Origin of the sequence: Nesterenkonia sp. NBAIMH1 (assembly GCF_007922635.1) — a bacterium.
Taxonomy (GTDB): domain Bacteria; phylum Actinomycetota; class Actinomycetes; order Actinomycetales; family Micrococcaceae; genus Nesterenkonia; species Nesterenkonia pannonica.
The window spans coordinates 2,154,736-2,173,891 of sequence record NZ_CP042335.1 but is presented as its reverse complement, the minus strand read 5'-3'; the positions used below and the strand labels follow the sequence as shown (position 1 = coordinate 2,173,891).

At 63.6% G+C, this 19,156-nt stretch carries 19 protein-coding genes and 1 tRNA gene; 17 read left to right on the top strand and 3 right to left on the bottom strand.

The window, feature by feature from the left end; genetic code table 11:
- Positions 1-29: 29 nt before the first annotated feature.
- A complete protein-coding gene (gene phoU / locus FS388_RS10410; protein ID WP_146341353.1) occupies positions 30-677 on the top strand; it encodes a phosphate signaling complex protein PhoU in 648 nt (215 codons plus the stop codon).
- A 39-nt stretch (positions 678-716) separates the two neighbouring features.
- On the opposite strand, the gene FS388_RS10405 is transcribed toward phoU, so the two are convergent.
- Together FS388_RS10405 and FS388_RS10400 are read right to left on the bottom strand one after the other, a co-directional pair.
- Positions 717-1,460, bottom strand: a complete 744-nt coding sequence (locus FS388_RS10405; protein ID WP_146341352.1) for a phosphoglyceromutase — start codon at positions 1,458-1,460, stop codon at positions 717-719.
- 43 nt (positions 1,461-1,503) lie between these two features.
- A complete protein-coding gene (locus FS388_RS10400; RefSeq protein WP_168198687.1) occupies positions 1,504-1,836 on the bottom strand; it encodes a DUF2516 family protein in 333 nt (110 codons plus the stop codon).
- 51 nt (positions 1,837-1,887) lie between these two features.
- Between FS388_RS10400 and tmk the strand changes: the two genes are divergently transcribed.
- From tmk to FS388_RS10365, 7 genes are all read left to right on the top strand, one after another.
- Positions 1,888-2,556 carry a dTMP kinase gene (gene tmk, locus FS388_RS10395; RefSeq protein ID WP_371708268.1) on the top strand — a complete coding sequence of 223 codons (669 nt, stop codon included), beginning with the start codon at positions 1,888-1,890 and terminating at the stop codon, positions 2,554-2,556.
- Positions 2,549-3,736: a DNA polymerase III subunit delta' gene (locus FS388_RS10390; protein ID WP_146341350.1), complete on the top strand. Its 1,188-nt coding sequence runs from the start codon at positions 2,549-2,551 to the stop codon at positions 3,734-3,736. Before tmk ends, FS388_RS10390 begins: the two co-directional genes overlap by 8 nt.
- Entirely contained in the window at positions 3,729-5,321 is a 1,593-nt protein-coding gene (locus tag FS388_RS10385) for an alpha/beta hydrolase (protein WP_146341349.1), read from the top strand. The genes FS388_RS10390 and FS388_RS10385 overlap by 8 nt, the downstream gene beginning before the upstream one ends.
- Before the next feature lie 197 nt (positions 5,322-5,518).
- Complete coding sequence (locus FS388_RS10380; protein WP_246836190.1) at positions 5,519-6,532, top strand: universal stress protein; 1,014 nt, start codon at positions 5,519-5,521, stop codon at positions 6,530-6,532.
- Positions 6,533-6,612: 80 nt separating this feature from the next.
- A tRNA-Thr gene (locus FS388_RS10375) sits at positions 6,613-6,688 on the top strand.
- 459 nt (positions 6,689-7,147) lie between these two features.
- Positions 7,148-8,413, top strand: a complete 1,266-nt coding sequence (locus FS388_RS10370; RefSeq protein ID WP_246836189.1) for an FAD-dependent oxidoreductase — start codon at positions 7,148-7,150, stop codon at positions 8,411-8,413.
- Between the two features lie 141 nt (positions 8,414-8,554).
- The gene (locus FS388_RS10365) at positions 8,555-9,496 is read left to right on the top strand and encodes a cation diffusion facilitator family transporter (protein WP_146341347.1); all 942 of its coding nucleotides are present in this window, start codon (positions 8,555-8,557) and stop codon (positions 9,494-9,496) included.
- Between the two features lie 22 nt (positions 9,497-9,518).
- On the opposite strand, the gene FS388_RS10360 is transcribed toward FS388_RS10365, so the two are convergent.
- Positions 9,519-9,890 carry an ArsR/SmtB family transcription factor gene (locus FS388_RS10360; RefSeq protein WP_371708779.1) on the bottom strand — a complete coding sequence of 124 codons (372 nt, stop codon included), beginning with the start codon at positions 9,888-9,890 and terminating at the stop codon, positions 9,519-9,521.
- A 418-nt stretch (positions 9,891-10,308) separates the two neighbouring features.
- On the opposite strand from FS388_RS10360, the gene FS388_RS10355 reads away from it, so the two are divergent.
- The 9 genes from FS388_RS10355 to FS388_RS10315 all read left to right on the top strand — a co-directional run bounded on the left by FS388_RS10355 (position 10,309) and on the right by FS388_RS10315 (position 19,155).
- Positions 10,309-11,400: an ABC transporter substrate-binding protein gene (locus FS388_RS10355; RefSeq protein WP_146341345.1), complete on the top strand. Its 1,092-nt coding sequence runs from the start codon at positions 10,309-10,311 to the stop codon at positions 11,398-11,400.
- 79 nt (positions 11,401-11,479) lie between these two features.
- Entirely contained in the window at positions 11,480-12,313 is an 834-nt protein-coding gene (locus FS388_RS10350) for an ABC transporter ATP-binding protein (protein ID WP_146341344.1), read from the top strand.
- A gap of 3 nt (positions 12,314-12,316) precedes the next feature.
- A complete protein-coding gene (locus tag FS388_RS10345; RefSeq protein ID WP_146341343.1) occupies positions 12,317-13,117 on the top strand; it encodes an ABC transporter permease in 801 nt (266 codons plus the stop codon).
- Between the two features lie 11 nt (positions 13,118-13,128).
- Positions 13,129-13,962: an IclR family transcriptional regulator gene (locus FS388_RS10340; protein WP_146341342.1), complete on the top strand. Its 834-nt coding sequence runs from the start codon at positions 13,129-13,131 to the stop codon at positions 13,960-13,962.
- 149 nt (positions 13,963-14,111) lie between these two features.
- Positions 14,112-14,651, top strand: coding sequence for a UGSC family (seleno)protein (locus FS388_RS10335; protein ID WP_146341341.1), 540 nt, complete (start codon positions 14,112-14,114; stop codon positions 14,649-14,651).
- Position 14,652: 1 nt separating this feature from the next.
- Positions 14,653-15,762, top strand: a complete 1,110-nt coding sequence (locus FS388_RS10330) for a hypothetical protein (RefSeq protein WP_146341340.1) — start codon at positions 14,653-14,655, stop codon at positions 15,760-15,762.
- On the top strand, positions 15,759-16,046 hold the full coding sequence (locus tag FS388_RS13280) for a hypothetical protein (RefSeq protein WP_146341339.1): 288 nt from the start codon (positions 15,759-15,761) through the stop codon (positions 16,044-16,046). Before FS388_RS10330 ends, FS388_RS13280 begins: the two co-directional genes overlap by 4 nt.
- A 32-nt stretch (positions 16,047-16,078) precedes the next feature.
- Positions 16,079-17,821 (top strand): dihydroxy-acid dehydratase, encoded by a 1,743-nt coding sequence (locus tag FS388_RS10320; RefSeq protein ID WP_146341338.1) that lies wholly within the window; start codon positions 16,079-16,081, stop codon positions 17,819-17,821.
- Positions 17,818-19,155 carry an FAD-dependent oxidoreductase gene (locus FS388_RS10315; RefSeq protein WP_146341337.1) on the top strand — a complete coding sequence of 446 codons (1,338 nt, stop codon included), beginning with the start codon at positions 17,818-17,820 and terminating at the stop codon, positions 19,153-19,155. The genes FS388_RS10320 and FS388_RS10315 overlap by 4 nt, the downstream gene beginning before the upstream one ends.
- Position 19,156: the final 1 nt, after the last annotated feature.

Sequence of the window (19,156 nt, the reverse complement as noted above, 5' to 3'; positions counted from 1 at the left end):
TGAACGCAGGCCAATAAGGACATGACTCGATGCGCAAGCTCTTCCAGGAAGACCTCCACAATCTCGGCGACAAGCTGCATGAGGTGGCGGTCCTGGTCCATCAGGCGATGGGCAAGGCCTATCGGGCATTCGAGACCGCGAACGTGCACTTGGCTGAGGAGGTGATCGCCGACGACGTGCAGATCGACAGACTCCAGGCCATGCTGGATGAGAAGGCGGTCGAGCTGCTGGCGCTCCAGGGGCCGGTGGCGTCGGATCTTCGGCTGGTGGTGGGTGCGCTGCGCATGTCCACCTCGATGGAGCGCATGGGCGATCTGGCGCGGCACATCGCCCAGCTTGTTCGTCTGCGATACCCCGAGCACGTCGCTGAGCACTCGCTGCGGCGCGTGTACCAGGAGATGGCAGAGAAGGACATTCTGATTGCGAAGAAGCTCGTGGAGCTGCTCCTGACCCGGGACCCTCAGCTCATCAGCGAGATCGAGTCGCTCAATGAGCAGATCAACGACCTGCACGCCGGAGTCTTCATCACGATCGCTGGAGACCAGTGGACGGCAGGCGGGGCCGCCAGCGCCGATGCTGCGCTGACGTCGCGCTACTTCGAACGGTTCGCCGACCACGGCGTGTCCGTGGCGCGCAAGGTCGGCTACCTTCACACGGGCGAGCTCAACGCCCGATAGGGCCGCCGGCCGCCGAGCAGGCGGTCCTATCGGCTCCGACTATTTCTTGCCCTGGTTCGCGACCGCCTGGATCGCGTCCTTCGCGGCGTCGGGGTCCAGGTAGGTGCCGCCGGCAGTCACGGGGCTGAGGCTTTCGTCCAGCTCGTAGTGCAGGGGGATGCCGGTGGGGATGTTCACTCCTGCGATGTCCTCGTCGCTGATGCCGTCGAGGTACTTCACCAGGGCCCTGAGCGAGTTGCCGTGCGCGGCGAGCAGAACTGTCTTGCCAGCCTTGAGGTCTGGAACCACCGACTCCTCCCAGTAGGGCAGGAAGCGGTCGACGACGTCGGCGAGGCACTCCGTCCTGGGCGGGGACTGGAGGTCGGCGTAGCGCGGATCCCCCGCCTGCGAGTAAGGGTCTGCGTCGTCGATCTCAGGGGGCGGGGTGTCGAAGGAGCGGCGCCACATCATGAACTGCTCGTCGCCGTAGGTCTCGCGGATCTCGGCTTTGTCCTTGCCTTGGAGGGCACCGTAGTGACGCTCATTGAGGCGCCAGTCCCGCTTCACCGGGATCCACAGCCGGTCCGCCGCCTCGAGAGCGAGGTGGGAGGTGGTGATGGCCCGCTGGAGCAGCGAGGTGTGGACGACGTCCGGGAGAAGGTCGTTCTCGGCCAGCAGCTCTCCGCCGCGTGAAGCCTCGGCGCGGCCGGTGTCGGTGAGCTTCACATCAACCCAGCCGGTGAAGAGGTTCTTCTCGTTCCACTCTGACTGGCCGTGGCGCAGCAGAATCAGGTTGTAGGCCATTGCGAGGGCTCCTTGCCGTTCGAGGGTTTCGGGTCGCGCCCGATCAGGACACTTCCGGGTTGACGTCTGCCAGATAGACGGTGGCCATCACCGCTGCAGCCACTGGGAACAGCAGCGTGAAGGGGCCGAAGCCCAGCAGGCCCAGCAGCGCGAGCATGCAGGCGCCGCCGGTCATGGCGAGCCAGAACTGTTTGGTGCGTTTGAACGCGATCTCGAATCGCTGGGAGTCCTTGCTCAGGCATTTGACCAGCGCCGCGATCGCCACCACGAGGATGACGAGGGCGAAGAGCTGGTAGAGCAGGCCTTGGATGGTCGTCACCCAGATCCACACGGGGGCGACGGCGAGCTGGCTTGTCAGCGCGAGGGCATCAGTCATGATGGGGCCTATCCTATCCATGCCTGAGGCGACGGCGGATAGGCTGTCCGCGTGACGGACATTCCCCCCACTTCTTCCGCACCGGCGCGCCCGGGCCTATTTCTCGCATTCGAAGGCGGAGAGGGCGCAGGCAAGAGCACCCAGGTCGGCCTGCTGCGCGAATGGCTGTCCGCAGCCGGCCGTGACGTGATTGTGACGCGCGAGCCCGGGGGCACTGACATCGGCGAGCGCGTCCGGACCATCCTTCTGGAGCACGGGCAGGGTGAGGTCGATCCGCGCACCGAGGCGCTGCTGTTTGCGGCCTCGCGCGCCGCGCACGTGGTCCAGAAGATCCGCCCGGCGATCGAGGCCGGGCAGGTCGTGGTGTCTGACCGGTTCGTGGACTCCTCGTTGGCCTACCAGGGCGCCGGACGTGAGCTGGGCGTCGAAGCCGTCGCGGACCTCAACGACTGGGCCACCGAGGGCATGGTGCCGGATCTGACCGTGCTGCTCGATGTGGCGCCCGCGATCTCCAAGGCCCGCCGTGAGGCGCGGGATCTGGGCGCGCCGGGGGACCGCATCGAGTCTGCAGAGGAGACGTTCCACGCACGGCTTAGGGACGCGTTCCTGGGCCGGGCCGCCCAGGCGCCGGAGCGCTATCTGGTGCTGGATGGGACGCTTCCCGCACCTGAGGTGCACGCGCGGATCCGCGAGGCGCTGGAGCCGATGCTGAATGTCTGAGCAGGTGGAGGCCGACGCCCCGTCCTCAGGCGTCTTCGGCGAGCTGGTGGGGCAGGAGAAGGTGGTGGAGCAGCTGCAGACGGCTGTGGCTTCGACGCCTGCGCACGCCTGGCTCTTCACGGGCCCGCCCGGCTCGGGCCGGTCCAATGCGGCGCGCGCCTTCGCGGCCGCCCTGAACTGCGAGGCCGGGGACGGCTGCGGAGCCTGCCGGACCTGCGAGCTGATTCTGAGCGGCACGCACCCTGCGGTGTCCATGGTCTCGACGGAGAACGTCACCTACCGCATCGAGGATGTCCGTGAGCTGGTCACGACTGCCCAGGACCGGCCCCAGGGCGCCGAGTGGCGAGTGATTGTCATTGAGGATGCCGACCGGATGACGGAGCGGGCGACGAACGTGCTCCTGAAGGCGATCGAGGAGCCTCCCCCGCGCACGATCTGGGTGCTGTGCGCCCCCTCCCCCGCGGATGTGCTCATCACCATCCGTTCGAGGTGCCGGCTGGTCAGTCTGCGCATTCCTCCGGCTGAGGCGGTGGCTCAGCTGCTGATCGAGCGGGATGGGCTGAATCCCGAGCAGGCGGCTTTCGCGGCTCGGGTGTCCCAGAACCATGTGGGCGTCGCGCGCCGACTGGCGCGGGATCCCGAAGCTCGCCGACGTCGCGAGCATGTGGTCTCCCTGCCCCTTCGGGTCGGCAGCGCCTCCACTGCCGTGCTCGCCGCGGGTGAGCTGGTCAGCATCGCCCAGACGGAGGCGGAGGCCGAGTCGGATGCGCGGCTGAGCGATGAGACGGCGTCTCTGCGCCGCTCTCTGGGCTTGGATCCGGAGGAGAAGGTCCCGCCGAAGCTGCGCGGACAGTTCAAGCGGCTCGAGGAGGACTCCACGCGCCGCGCGAAGCGGTCCGTCCATGATGCCCTGGACCGAACCCTGATCGATCTGACGGCTGTGTTCCGCGATGTCCTTGCGGTGAAGCTGGGCGGGGAGAACGGTGCGATGGAGCTGATCAATGATCATCTTCGTGAGCAGCTCATCGACTATGCCGATCGGCTCACCTCGGAGCAGACTCTCGAGTGCCTCAAGGCGCTGAACGCGGCTCGCGACCGCATCAGCAGGAACGTTCCCCCGCAGCTGGCGATGGAGGCCATGATGATGCAGCTCATCCCACGAAAGGCCTCGAATGCCTGAGCTTCACTCCCGCGCGGCACGGTGGACGGTTCCCCTGATCGTGGCGGCTCTGGGCCTCTCAGCCTGCGCAGAGCCGGAGGACGACGCCGCCGGCGAATCCACCGCGGAGACGCCGCCTGCTGCTGAGGATGCGCCCGAGTCGGCCCAGGACACGCAGGGGGACGGGGAGGCCGACGAGCGCCTCGCGGACTTCTACGCTCAGGAGCCGGACTGGGAGGACTGCGCAGCCGCGATGCATTGCACGGACATCACCGTCCCCGTCGACTACGACGATCCGGAGGGCGACCCGCTGGAGATCGCCCTCATCGCGGACTCCGTCTCCCCTGACGACGACTTCGTCCTGACCAATCCGGGCGGGCCGGGCGAGTCGGGCGTGGACATGGTCGGTGAGCAGCTCAACGGCGTCGTGAGCGCGGAGGTGCGGGAGGAGCTGAACATTGTCGGATTCGACCCCCGCGGAGTCCACCGGTCGGACGGCGTGGAATGCATGACCGACGAAGAGATGGACGCCTACCGGGAGGAGGAGGCGGACCCTGAGCTGAATCCGGATGAGGAGTTCGCTCAGGCGCGGGAGCAGGCGGAGGAGCTCGGTGCGCAGTGCGCCGATCGCACCGGTGAGCTGCTGGGCCACGTCGACACGTTCTCGGCTGCCCGCGATATGGACATCATTCGGGGCGCTCTGGGCCAGGACGAGCTGCACTATATGGGCTTCTCGTATGGGACGAAGCTGGGCATGGCTTACGCGGAGCTGTTCCCGGATCTCGTGGGCCGCTTCGCTCTGGACGCGATGATGGATGTGACCAACGGCGCCCACGATCTGACGGTTGCCCAGGCGGTGGGCTTCGAGGAGGCGCTGCGGGGCTTCGCGGAATGGTGCGCTGCGGAGGCGGAGTGCACGATCGCGGAGACCCCGGACGAGGTGGTGGAGGCGGTGCGGCAGCTGTTCGCCCAGGTGGATGAGCAGCCGGTGACGGTGGAGCCTGCGGGGCGGACCCTGAACGTCTCGATGCTGGTGAGCGGCTTCATCACCCCGATGTATTCGCCGGAGGGGTGGGAGTTCCTCGCCGAAGCGCTGACGCTGGCGCTGGAGGAGGGCGACTACTACGCATTCATGTTCTGGGCTGATCAGCAGGCAGGACGGGCCCCGTCGGGAGAGTACGAGTGGATGTCGTCGTGGGCCTTCCGCTCAGTCATGTGCTTGGACTACAGCATGGCCTCAGACCAGGAAAGCATCGAGGCCGAGTTCGAGGAGCTCACGGAGCGCGCACCCACGTTCGGGCCTTACCTGGGCCACTCTGGGGTGCTGTGCGCTGAGTGGCCCCATGAGCCTGTCTCGGACGGTTGGGAGCCGGGATCCATTGCGGATCAGGAGCTGCCGCCGATGCTGATGGTGGGCACCACGGGTGACCCCGCCACGCCGGTGCAGTGGGCTGAGAGCATGCACGACGCGGTGCCCAGCTCGTCGCTGATCGTCTACGAGGGTGAGGGGCACGTCGCCTACCGGCCGGGCAATGACTGCGTGACCGATCTGGTGGACGCGTGGCTGGTCGACGGTGAGCTCGAGGAGGGCCGCTTCGCCTGCTGATCAGGCAGAACGTGCCTCATGCGAAGGTCGCGCGACCGTCCGCCCCCGTGGACCTACCGCTCCTGAAATTCTTCTACAGCCTGTAGAAAAGTGATCTGCGTCGCATTAGAATGGGTATTGCCGGTACGGCGACGCTGCCTCGAGGGAGGGGCCGTGTCCGAAGCCGGCGCATACAGCCCCGAGCCGCAGGAGGAAGCATGAGCAATTCGGAGACCGGCACACAGTCCGGCATGACGTCGTATGGCCTGGATGACCGCCCATTGGGGGTTCTGGTCGGGTTCGACGGGTCCGAGCAGGCCCGGCTTGCGCTGCACTATGCCGCCCGCGCGGCGCAGCGGCGCAATGCTCCGCTGACCGTGGTGCACGCGTTCAAGCTGCCCTCGGCCATCTACACCACGCTTCCGGCCATTCCTGAGGTTCCCGAGGACAGCGCCACCCGCAAGGCCGCTCAGGAGACTCTCGGCCAGGCCCGCGACTACCTCGAGGAGTACCCGGGAGAGGTGACCTATCGCGCCGAGCACGGGGACGCGGCCGGCATCCTCGTGGAGCTCTCCTCCTCGGCCCACCTCGTCGTCCTCGGCGGACGCGGACGGGGCGGCTTCCTGGGGCGCATTCTCGGCTCCGTCTCCTCGGCCGTCCCGGGCCACGCCCACACGCCAACCGTTGTGGTCCCCAAGTCCTATGCCGAGACGGTGAAGGACCTGGACGACCCCTTCGCGCCGATGAAGGACGAAGGCGCACCGGTGGTGGTCGGACTCGACGGCTCGAAGCAGTCGCGCGTGGCAGCCCTGCAGGCGGCCGAGGCCGCTGATGCCCGCCGCAGCCGGCTGCACATGATCCTCACCCTGCCGCCCCTGGGCGACACCCTGGAGTGGTACCCCGGTGTGGGCCCCAGCGACAGCACGTCGGTGCAGCGTCGGGTGAATGAGCTGAAGAAGCACATGGAGCGCGAGGCTGAGTGGATCCGCGGGCACTTCCCGCACCTGGAGGTCACCGTCGGCGTGGAGTCAGGCACCCCTGTGGGCACCCTGGCGCTCGCCAGCGAGAAGGCCCAGCTGACGGTGGTCGGCACACGCGGCCGCGGCGCGGTGGCCAGCACGCTGATGGGCTCCACGTCACGAGGTGTGCTGCTGTCCGCGCAGGGCCCTGTCATGGTGGTACCGGAGATGGACGACGAGCGGCTTTCGGACCAGCCGACGTCCGCCCTCTGAGGCGCCGCCCAGCCCTGATGAGCGAAAGTGCCGCGTGGTGAGCTAGGATGATTCACCGCGCGGCGCTTTCGCGCCCGCAGGCCTCCATAGCTCAGCTGGTAGAGCGTTCCACTCGTAATGGAAAGGTCACCGGTTCAAATCCGGTTGGAGGCTCCACTTGGGCCTGCGCAATAAGCGGGGAACGCAGGCCAATCGGCAGCCCCGACCGGGTGATGAGCACCCCAGGGCACTGCAGCTCCTCGAGCATGCTGCGTCGCCGGTCAGCCACCGTGCCTTTCAGCCATAGGAAAGGCCTCACCGAATAATGAAGGCCCTTTGTCGTGAGGTTCGCCTAAAGGTGCCCCGTAGGCGTATCAATCGACCGGCAATGCGCGTAGCGTTAGAAGTGACTCACTGGCCGCCGAGCACCGATCGGAGCTGTCGAATGTCTACGGAATCCAAGAAGGAGCGGGCAGAGCAGGACCGCCTACGAGCAGCGAAAAGCAAAGGTTCATCTCGCCTCGACCGATGGAACGACGAGGGTGGCGCGTACGAGCCCCAGGACGATGATGCTGCAGGCAAAGGTGACCGTCGGTCCTGAGAGGGACCACTGTCCACCTGCCTGTTGAAGAGCCCGTGAGCGAACGCACCCGAACGTGCGTCATCGCCGGCGGAGGCCCTGCCGGCATGATTGCTGGGCTGCTGCTGGCCCGTGGAGGCGTCGACGTCCTCGTGCTGGAGAAGCACGGTGACTTCCTCCGCGACTTTCGCGGAGACACAATCCACCCCAGCACCCTGACGCTGCTCGATGACTTGGGCCTGATGGATGAGTTCGAGAAGATCGCTCATCAGAAGGTGGAGAGAGTACAACTCCTCGCCTCCGACGGCGAGCAGGTCACAGTGGCGGACTTCGGCCGCCTGAAGCAGCCCCACCCGTACGTGGCTATGGCCCCGCAGTGGGATTTCCTGAATCTGCTTGCAGAGGCAGGGCGTCGTGAGCCCCACTTCGAACTGCGCATGAACACCGCGGTGAGCGGTCTCCTCTGGTCGGACCCTCAGGGCTCCGCAGACCTTCCGGGCGCGAAGGTCACCGGCGTGAAGACCCTCGGACCGGACGGAGCGGAGGACATCTCAGCCCTGCTGACTATCGCCGCCGACGGGCGTGACTCCGCCATCCGTGAGGAGGCGCGACTGCCGGCCGTTTCCTTCTCCGTCCCCCTGGACGTGTGGTGGTTCCGGCTGGATGCTCCGGGCGCCAAGACCGCCAGCCGTGCCGCACTGTTCCCTCGGGTCAGCACCGAGCATCCCGTGCTGCCGATCCCCCGCGGCGACTACATCCAAGCTGCGATGCTCATCCCCAAGAGTTCCGACCCAGCCCTGCGGGCACGAGGTGAAGAAACCCTCCGCAGGGAGATCGCCGCTGCCATCCCCGAGGACGCGGAGGCCGCTCAGCGACTGGCCCTTGCAGACGTCAAGCTCTTGGACGTGAAGATGCAACGCTTGACGCGTTGGTGGCGCTCCGAGCTTCTGTGCATCGGCGACGCGGCGCACGCCATGTCACCCGTAGGAGGCGTAGGGGTCAACGTGGCAGTCCAGGACGGAGTTGCCGCCGCCCGGATGCTGGCCCGTCCCCTGCGCGACGGCACGATCAACGATCGGGCAGCGGCGGCGGTCCAGCGTCGACGGATGATGCCGACCCGCCTCACTCAGGCCTTCCAGCGGGGTGTCCATCGCGGCGTGGTGCGAGTGTTCACCAGCACTGGACCGGTGCGTGTTCCACGGGTCATCGCTCACACGTTGCGAAGGGTTCCCGCCCTCTCCGGCGTCCTGCCGCGCATCATCGGGGTCGGCGTGCGGCCCGAACCCGCCCCCGCCTGGGCCAGGCGTCCTCCCCTCGACTGAAGGAACCCCCAACGGGCCCACGGCTTGCTGATAACGCAACGTGTTCGCACCTTTGGATGATATTGAAGCGGAGGCATAACATCGCCATAGGGCGATCCTTTCGCCCTCGAGGCTCTGCGGACACGGGAGGAGGAGATCACCATGGGCGCTGGACATCATCACGGCTCCGCGCCCGCGCAGGCGGCGGAGGCCCCCGACTATCGTCGACGATTAGGGATCGCTCTCGGTCTGGTACTCGGCATCGTCGTCGCCCAGGCTATTGGGGCGTGGATGACCGGCAGCCTGGCGCTGCTGGTGGACCTGGTCCACTCCCTCACCGACTCAACGGGCCTGCTCGTGGCTCTGGTCGCGGCCTTTCTCATGGTTCGGCCTCCCAGCGCCAAACGGACGTGGGGATTCCGGCGGGTCGAGGTTCTGGCCGCCCTCGGTCAGGGCCTTCTGCTTCTCGGTGTGAGCGTGTATGCGGTCATTGAGGGTATAGACCGTTGGAACAGCCCGCCCGAGGTTCTCGCCGGGGAGCTGCTCTGGTTCGGGATCATCGGCTTGGTCCTGAACCTCGCCGCCGTCGCCGTTCTGTCTTCCGGCCGCAGCGCCAACTTCAACATGAGAGCCGCGTTCCTGGAAGTTCTCATGGACGCTCTCGGGACTATTGCGGTGATCATCTCAGCCATCGTGATGATGACTACCGGGTACAGCCGAGCTGACACGATCGCGGCGTTCGTCATTGCCCTGATGATCGTCCCGCGTGCGGCCATCATCACGCGGGAGACGCTGGGTGTGCTGATGGAGTTCACGCCCAAAGGCCTCGACCTCGACGACGTCCGGCAGCACATCATGGACCTGGAGCACGTCAGAGATGTTCACGACCTGCACGCTTCCACTGTGGCGACAGGGCTTCCCACCATCTCCGGCCATGTTGTCCTCGAGGATGCCTGCTTCTACGACGGGCACGCCCCCGCCGTCCTCGAAACCATACGAAAGTGTGTGAGCGAGCACTTCGAGGTCTCCATCGACCACGCGACGTTCCAGCTCGAAACGGAGGACCACAGCCGCTGCGGACCCGGAGGCGCAGATCACCCATAAGGCCGAGGCATCGTGGGTGCCTCTATCGCTGTGGTGCGTCCTGACGCAGGGGGCACAAGGTGACGGCATCTCCGGTACGCGACAGGACCGATTCGGCTGACGCGAGCAGCTGCATGACGGCCTCCGCGTGATTCAGCGAGTAGACGGAAGCGCGCCCCTGTGCACGTGAGCTCACCAGCCCGCACTCCCGTAAGCACGCGAGGTGCTTCGACACAGTGCTCTGCGAGAGGCCCAGATGCTCCGTCAGGTCCACGACTCGATGTTCGCCCAGCTGGAGGTGCTGAAGGATCACGAGTCTCGAGGAATCGCCGAGGGCCCCGAACAACGAGGACGCAGCGTCCACCGCACGCACCTCGCCCACATCGCCGTGCGCCTCCTGAGCTGCCTTCGGCATCGCCATACATCGATGCTACAGGGTGACCCTCCGCTGCCCTCAGACCTCCCGGGAGGGCGGACTGCTCCCCCGCAGATTCGACCGGTGGCTGAACTCAGCGCGGGTCGCGTACCGGCTCCGGAGGCAGCGAGTCTCCCTGCTCAGGGACTAGGAGCGTTTTCACCAGATGAAAAGTGGAGTGGGGGCGTCACCCGGGCTCTGCCACGAATGGCGTCTCGCTCTCCCGGAAAATAGCCGCTAGAGCACGACCTGGATCTCTGAAGTCCCAACATCTCGTCAGATCCCGCCGAAATAGTGTTTCACTCATCGAAAAGTTGCTAGGCCGTTTGTGTGACATGGATCACGATGTAGGTATGCCCCCCGGGGCCCGCACGATCAGCAAGGTTGAGTCACAGAACCCCCCGTCAAGGAGCCTGACATGACAGAAGCAACCCACACTCCGTTCATCTCCCGCCGGAAGCGCATGGCCAGTGCCGGAGTTTCACTGCTTGCAACCGGCGCGCTTGTTCTGGCCGGCTGCGCGCAGGAGGAATCCGAAGCCGATGAAGCGAGCGGCGAACAGTCGGAAGACCTCACAGAGGTCACCGTGGTGACCTTTCTTCCGCTCGAATCCCTTACGTTCACCCCTGAGATGTATGCCGAAGCCGGAGGCTACTTCGAAGAACATGGTCTCGACGTGACACTCGAGCCGGTGCAGGGCACACCGGCCGCCGTGCAGGCGACCATCGGAGGGGCGGGGCTCATGACGCGCGTCGACACCACCGACGTTATGCCCAGCATGGAGGATGGACAGCCCCTGACAGCTGTCGGAACTATGACCTACGCATCAAGCTTGCGAATGGTTTCAAGCATGGAGAACCCGATCGAAAGTGCCGAGGACATCGAGGGGCTGACGATCGGGATGGGCTCAGTCGGCGGCACCAGCGAGACAACGCTCGACCTCGCCCTGCAGGACGCCGATGTCCCTGGAGACTCGGTAGATCGACAGGCGACCCAGGTAAGTGCCGCGACCCTTGAACTCGTGCGGCAGGGCACCCTGAACGGCTACATCGCCAGCCTCGACACTGCCATGAGCCTTGATCAGCAGAACGACGACATGATGATCGCAAGTGCAGGGCTGACCGACGCACCTACCCAGCAGACATGGGTCACAGCCAGCTCGGCGCTGGATGACCCGGAGTCCGTCGAGCAGATCGAGGCCGTACTTGCCGCTGTGCAGGAGGCAGTGAATGACGTTGCCGCCGACGAAGAGAACGATTTTGAGAACGTAATTGAGGTGCTCCGTGGGGAGTACTCATTCCCGGCACTGGATGACGACGAGGCTGCACAGGCAGCACTGGAGGCTTACACCAACGAGATCTGGGTAGACCCCTCGGGCCAGGTCGATCGGATCGAAAACGACCTCGACGGTTGGAGCAGCATCTACGAGGACTATACGACCGCCGGTCTCGTTGAGGGCGATGGAGACCCGGACACGTGGATCACCAACGATCATGTGCCAGGCAACTGAAGATCTGGCCAAGAACTATTCCAAGCGGCCAGAGAGGCGCTGGCCGACGAATACCTGGTGACGGGAGCCCCAGACCATCATGAATGATCACACACTCACTCGCAGCAACGCCGCTGCGGAAAAGCACGACGAAGATGCACGCTTAGTTATAAAGGGACTCGGACGTGAGTTCCGAACAAAATCGGCAGTCACGCAAGCGGTCTCGGATATCGACCTGTCTATAAGTCGAGGCGAGTTCATTACGCTTGTGGGACGCTCCGGCTGCGGAAAGACCACTCTGCTGAGAATGCTGGGGGGCTTGCTCAGTCCCACCTCGGGTTCAATCGTGGTGGACGACAGACAGCTGTGGAACGGCGACCGAGTGGACAGCTCGGCGCTCGCCAAACTCGGTTTCGTATTTCAGGAAAGCAACCTCTTTCCGTGGTTCTCCGTGCTTGACAACATCGCATTGCCTCTGAAGCTGCGAGGTGTCGGCAAGTCCGCCCGCCGCGCCCGTGCGACGGAGTTGGCGGAACTAGTGGGGCTCGGAGGCTTTGAGCAGTCGTATCCCCGAGAACTGTCCGGCGGGATGCGCCAGCGCGCTGCCATCGCGCGAGCGTTGAGCACGGAACCTGATCTTCTGCTGATGGACGAACCGTTTGGCGCCTTGGATGCCCTCACGAGAGAAAAAATGAACATCGAACTTCAGAGGATCGTTTTAGCGACAAAATCTACGGTCGTATTCGTGACCCACGATATTCCGGAGGCCGTCTTCCTCGCCGATCGAGTGGTGCATATGACACCGCGCCCCGGGCGCATAGAGCAGATCGTGCCAATCAATTTCTCGAAGCCGCGCGATGTTGAACTGCAAACAGAAACAGAGTTCAACGAGGTTGTACGGGACTTGCGGCGTGAGCTGGAAAAGGGGGATTGACATATGTCGCACGCACGACTGATGAAACTTCTTCCGTGGATCGTGACACCAGGGCTGATCCTGCTCATACTTGCTGGGTGGCATGCCTGGGTAACAGCACGGAATGTAAATCCACTGGTCATGCCGTCCCCCATCGCAGTCGGGGAGTCCGTCTTTGAGATTCTCGGCGAACCGAACATGTGGGTCCAGGCCGGTGTCACGCTTACGGAGGTGCTCGCTGGTTTCGCGATTGGTGTCGCCGTGGGCGTGGTGCTGGGTGTCGTGCTCGGCAAACTTCCATGGCTCGAGATCAGTGCTCGACCGATCATTATCATCGCGCAAGTGGCGCCTAAGGTCGCCTTCATCCCCCTGTTCGTCATCTGGTTCGGCTTCGGAATGACGTCCAAGATCGTACTGGCGGCGATTCTTGCGTTCTTCCCGGTGATGCTGAACGTACTTCTGGCGGTTCGCTCTGTTGAAAGAGGGCAGCGGGAAGTGATGACGAGCTTCAATGCGACGCGCGCTCAGACCTTCACCCAGCTCGAGATGCGGAGCCTGCTCCCCTACCTTTTTGCCGGCATGGAGGTGGCCATCACATTGGCCACGACTGGTGCCATCGTCGGTGAGTTTCTAGGGGGCAACAGTGGTCTCGGCGCCATGGTGATGAGCTCCATGAACTCCCTAGAAACCGATCGAACGTTCGCCCTGATCCTCCTGCTTTCCCTGATGGGACTAGTGCTGTACCTGATCGTCAACGAGGCTAAACGCTTCGTGATCCCTTGGCACGAGTCCGTGTACGCACTTCGCGAAAAGGCCCCGGTGTGAGTGAGGCTGCCATGACTGCTCACGAGGCACTTGGGCAACGGGACAAAGAGGACGACCTATCGGGAGAAGAGAGCGTCCCGGCCGGCACACCTCGTTCAGTCGTGGATCGCGCCCTTATCGTTCTAGGCACCTTCCAGAACAGGCGAGAGCGTCAGACCCTTTCGGAGATCAGTCGACGCGCGAATCTTCCCATCGCGACCTGCTACCGCATTGTGCAGCAGTTCACGGCTTGGGGGGCGCTGGAGAAGGGAGCCGACGGCCGCTACTCGGTGGGCCTGCGCTTGTGGGAGGTCGCCAGCTTCGCTCCGCGACCAACAAGCTTGCAGTACATTGCGCGACCACACATCGAAGAGCTGTTCAAGACCACCGGGTTCGCGGCTCATCTCGCCATACGCCAAGGGCTTGAACTGGTGACAATCGAGCGTTTTCATCCGGGACGTCGCCCTGAACGCGGCCCCACGGTTGGAGGCAGGTCTCCCATGCACGCGAGTGCAATAGGGCAGGTGCTGCTCGCCTACGCGCCCATCACTGTGCGGGAACAGATCCTCTCGGCAGGGCTCAAGCGCTTTACGAGTCGCACGCCGAGCACGCGTGCCGAACTGGAAGCCGTTCTCGATCATGTGGTTCGCGTCGGGTATGCGATCAGCGACGGTCAAGTCATTGAAACCGTGTGCAGCGTGGCCGTCCCGTTGATGGGGTACCGGGATACGCCGGTCGGGGCCATTTCTCTCGCTTTCGAAGACCGCAATGTCGTAGAGACGACTCAGGTCGACAAGCTGCGAATTGCAGCTGCTCGACTGTCTAAGGCGCTTCGAGAGGTTCGATATGAAGGTTTGACGGAATGATCGTGATGTTCAGATCCCAGAGAAGGGGACCGTCATAGGCCTATTTTGTGGAGAATTTCGTTTCACCCCGTGAAGGGTCTCATTAACGATTTTCAGGTTCGCAAACATCCTTAAGTGACAGAAGGAATTATTTTTTAGGAGTATAGATCATGACACAGGAGAAGTTACTCGATCCCACGGGGATGGCTGAACGAGAGATTGACAACTCTCTCTCTCCTCGGCCCGTCACCCTCCGAGGCACAGTGCTCGGATTGGTCGACAACACTAAGACAAGCGCCGAAAGCCTTCTGAAGGAGATCGGCCAGGAACTGCGCCGTTCGCATGGTGTTGAACAGACGAAGCTCTACACCAAGGATTACTTCGGGACTCCCATCTCCGAGTCATTGCGAGATCAGATTGCCAATGAAGTCGACATCGTGATCACAGCGGTGGGTGACTGCGGCTCATGCAGCGCAGCGACGGTCGCTGACGGCATTCTCTTCGAACGTGCTGGCATTCCAGCGGTGAGCATCACCTCAGATTCCTTCTATCCCTCCGGCCGCGCGATGGCAAGGGTGCAGGGATTCCCGGGCTTCGAATTCTGTGCGGTGCAGCATCCGGTTGCGAGCCTGAACCTCGATCAGCTGCGTGAGCGTGTGTCTGCAGTCATGCCCTCACTGCTACGAATTCTCGGAGTGGAGGAGAACTGATATGACCGCCACAGACGCAACCAACGACATGGTCATCGACGGGCAGCCACACGCCGCACTCGACTACTACAACAGCAACGAATGGGCGGATGGGCTCCCTGTGGTGCCGGTCACGGAGTCTTACCTCGCACCATTTTTAGCAGCGTCAGCCCGCGACTCCGAGGACGTGCTGTTCCACATCCCACATCTGAATCGGTCGATGACTGTTCGATTGGCCGCTATCAACGCCGCACTGGCAGGATGCCGCCCTGAGTACTTCCCCGTCGTGATTGCTGCTTGGGAGGCCATCGCCAAAGAGCCGCACCCGGCGCGCGGCATCTGGCAGAGCACGACTGGTACGGCCCCGTTCCTTGTAGTCAACGGTCCGATTCGCAATGAAATCGGACTGAACTACCAAGGCGATATCTACGGCTCGGGGTTCCGCGCGAACGCGACGATCGGCCGTGCCATCCGTCTCGGATGCTACAACGTCTTCGGTTTGCGGCCCCACGGTTTGGATCAGGCTACCCAAGGCACCCCCGCCAAGTATTCGGCGTGCATTGGGGAAAATGAAGAGCAGAGCCCCTGGGAGCCGGGGCACGTGGCTAATGGGTTTGCTGCTGAGGACAGCGTCGTGACCGCCTACGTGATCCGGTCGGTGATGCACATCGAGGCGCGCCACTCGATGCGCCCTGAGCAGTTGGCAGAAGACTTCGCAGACAGCATTCGGCGGACCGGTGCGCTCATCCATGAATACACAAGTGCTCTGCTCGTGCTCGTGCCCGAGCACGCGAACCTCTTCGCCGCAGAAGGTTGGAGCAAGGATGACTTGCGGGAGGCAGTCTTCGAACGCGTAAAGCGCACTCGCACGGAGCTTGCCGCCGCGGGGAAAGATGCCATATCGAAGAAGAGTCGGTGGCGTCTGCCCTCGGCACATCCGGACGCCACAGCAGACGTTGCGACCGAATCGAAGATGCCGGAAACGGTGCCCCTCCTGAGCGCTCCGTCGTCGATACAGGTCATGGTCGCTGGAGCCAACAATGCAGGGGTCTCATCCGTGGTCGAGATATTCACTCTCAATCCGCCCCGGCTGCTGCCGTTCTCCTGCGCGAGCATCGGAGACCCCTCGTGAGCAGTGACATGAACGCCAATGATGTGGACAACGCACTGCAGGAGTTCCGGGATGTCATGAGCGCCGATGGCTACCTGCTCCGGTGGGAACCGACCGACCAGGGTCGCGTCGTAGTCACGATCGAGGCCGGAGAGGGGGCATGCGCGGACTGTCTCGTGCCCAAGGCGGTCATGGAAGCAATGATGGCCGCAGCTCTCGAACCCACTGCATTCGGCTTGGACCACGTGGTGATGCCTGGGTCACAGGAGACGAATTCCCTCGCTCCCGGCGACCAGCAACGATAAAGGCGACCAAAGTCGCCACTAAGGAGACAGACATGGTAGACCTGCGAAGCAACTTTTCGCCCTCATCCGCCCTCGGCATTGCCAGACGAGCCGAATGGCGCCCGCTCGGAATCTCCGCGAAGGAGTTGGACCGACCAAAGGTAGCTATCGTCAACAGCTCGTCCGACCTGGCGTCCTGCTTCGCCCACTTGGACGACATCGTCCCGGTGCTCAAGAAGGAGCTGCGCTCCCTGGGCGTGCTTCCGTTCGAAATCCATACAGCAGCGCCCTCCGACTTCATCACGAGTGCAGGGAGCGGGGGAAGCTACGTCCTGTCCAGTCGCGACCTGATGGTGAACGATGTGGAAGTTGCCGTGGAGGGTGCGCAGCTCGATGCGATCATTGCACTCAGCTCGTGCGACAAGACCACGCCCGCTCATCTGATGGCAGCCGGCCGTCTCAATGTGCCGACCGTGATCATCCCCTGCGGCTACCAGCACAGTGGACTGGCCGAAGGGCGCGAAGCTGACGTGGAGGAGATCTTCTTGCAGGCAGCGATGGCTGCCGTCACAAAGGAGCCCACGGATCACTTGCAGGAGCTTGCCGACGACGCCATCCTGGGCCCCGGCGTATGCGCAGGATTGGCCACAGCCAATTCAATGCACATCGCGGCGGAGGCCCTGGGCATGGCCGTCCCGGGAGCCGCTCCCGTTCGCGCGAACAGCCCACGCATGTGGGACAGCGTTCGCCGTTCGGCGGCCGCGCTGGTGGACATGATCCACCGCGACGTGCGACCACGCGACATCATCACCACTGAATCCATTCGGAACGCCGTTCGCGCCATGCTGGCCATCGGCGGCTCGACCACCACGATCAAGCACCTTCAAGCCGTCGCGGTGGAGGCGGGGCTCGACGTCGATGTATGGGAGGCGTTCCGTGCTCTGGGACCAACCACTCCGGTCCTGTGCTCAGTAAGGCCGAATGGGTCGACGCTGACGGAAGAATTCGAGGACGCAGGGGGCGGTGCGACCATACTTCGTGAGCTGATGCCGCTGCTCGAAGGCGACGCGCTGACCGTTACGGGCAAGACTTTGGCCGAGAACGCCGAGGCAGCGTCTCCCGCAGATGGTGAAGCCATCCGCGGGATCGCGACACCATTCAGCACCGACCCGGCAATCGTCGTACTGCGCGGTTCACTCGCACCCGGAGGCGGGGTGGCCAAGCGCCCCGTGCCAGACCCCGGACCTAAGCAGTTCACCGGACCCGCCCGCGTCTTCACCAGTCGTGAGGACGCGATCGAAGGGATCTCAGATGGAAGGCTGCGACCTGGCGATGTTGCCATTATTCGCGGCATCGGTGCGGTGGGGGGACCAGCGCTCGGATTCACCTCGTCATTCATCTTTGCCTTGAACGCTCGCGGTCTGGCTGACCAAGTTGCTTTCGTCACCGACGGTCAGTTCAGCGGTCTGGTCAACCAGGGCGTGACCGTCGGTGAAGTCTCACCAGAGGGCATCGTCGACGGCCCTCTGGGTCGAGTGCGCGACGACGACGTCATCGAAATCGACATCGCTGAAGGCAGGCTTGACCTTCTCGTCGCCGACGATGAGCTTGCCGCGCGGGAAACCTATGTACCAGCCGATCAGCAGGACACAGGCAACGGCTACCTGACGCAGTACCGCAAACTCGTTCGTCCACTCTCATGCGGCGCGGTTCTCTCTTGCCACGCCACCGGGTCGTGTACGAAAGCTGACGAACAAGAAGACGTTGAGGCACCCACTACGGAGGTAAATTCATGAGCCGCACTATCAATCTGCCAGAGCGGACCGCACCCGTTGTGGGCGAATACGACGTAGTCGTTATTGGCGGCGGCCCCTCGGGCCTGATGGCCGCCACGGCCGCTTCCCGTGCTGGTCGGTCAGTTGTCCTCATCGAGCGGTACGGCTTTCTCGGTGGAGCGGGAACGATGGGCGGGCTCTCAACCTTCTGCGGGCTGCATGCTCGCATTCACGGCGAGGATGTGCGCGTCGTGCGGGGGTATGCTGACGAACTTCTGGACCGCCTCGAAGCACTCGAAGGGCTCAGTGAACCTCACCTCTCAGTGGACAATCGGATCATGGCCCAGGCTTTCGACATCTCGGCCTACAAGATCGCTGCCGATGAGCTCGTGCTCGCGGGCGGCACCGAGCTGATTTTCCACGCTACAGCGACTGGTGTGGTGATGGCGGATGACGGTGCGCTGGACGGAGTCATCATCGAGTCAAAGTCTGGTCCGGGCGTGGTGCGAGGACGTTTCTTCATCGACGCGTCCGGTGACGCGGATATTGCAGCATGGTCGGGCGCTGCGTATGAGAAATCGGAGCAGCTGCTCTACCCATCGCTTATGTTCCGAATAAATGGTGTGGACCCAGCAGCAGCAGGCAGCGCCTGGGTCACGGTACGTCGGCTGATGGAGGAGGCTGAAGCTGCAGGCACCCACACGTTCCCGCGTAAGAAGCCAATTGTGCGTCCGCAGCGCAACCCGCTCGAATGGCGCTCGAATCTAACTCAGCTGAGCAACCAAGATGGTGCCGCCGTTGACGGCACCGACGTTCGCCAACTCACTCACGGAGAGATTCAGGGTCGCCAGCAGGTGAAGGATGCATTCGCGTTCATTCAGGAGCGCACACCCGGCTTTGAGGACTCCTACATTGTCGACATCGCCCCGCAAATCGGAATCCGCGAGACCCGTCGCATAGTCGGTCCGTACCAGCTGACCGAAGCAGATGTTCTTGAGTGCGCCGACATGGCCGACACCATCGGCGTCAACGGATGGCCCGTCGAAGCGCACGTACACGGCGACGTGGAATTCCGCTTCGCAAACCGTGACTCTCGGGGTTTCAATCAATTGCCCTATCGCATGCTCGTCCCCGAGGGAGCAGACAATCTTCTCGTTGCCGGGAGGTGCGCATCGATGACACAAATCGGACAGTCCTCTGGTCGGGTGACCGGCCCTTGCTTCGTCATGGGTCAAGCTGCAGGAACTGCTGCGGATCTTGCACTCAAGTCCGACGTAGGCGCCAGCGACGTGAATGTTGCAGAACTGCAGAAGCGACTGGAGGCAAGTGGGGCGTATCTGGGCACCGACTGGTAAC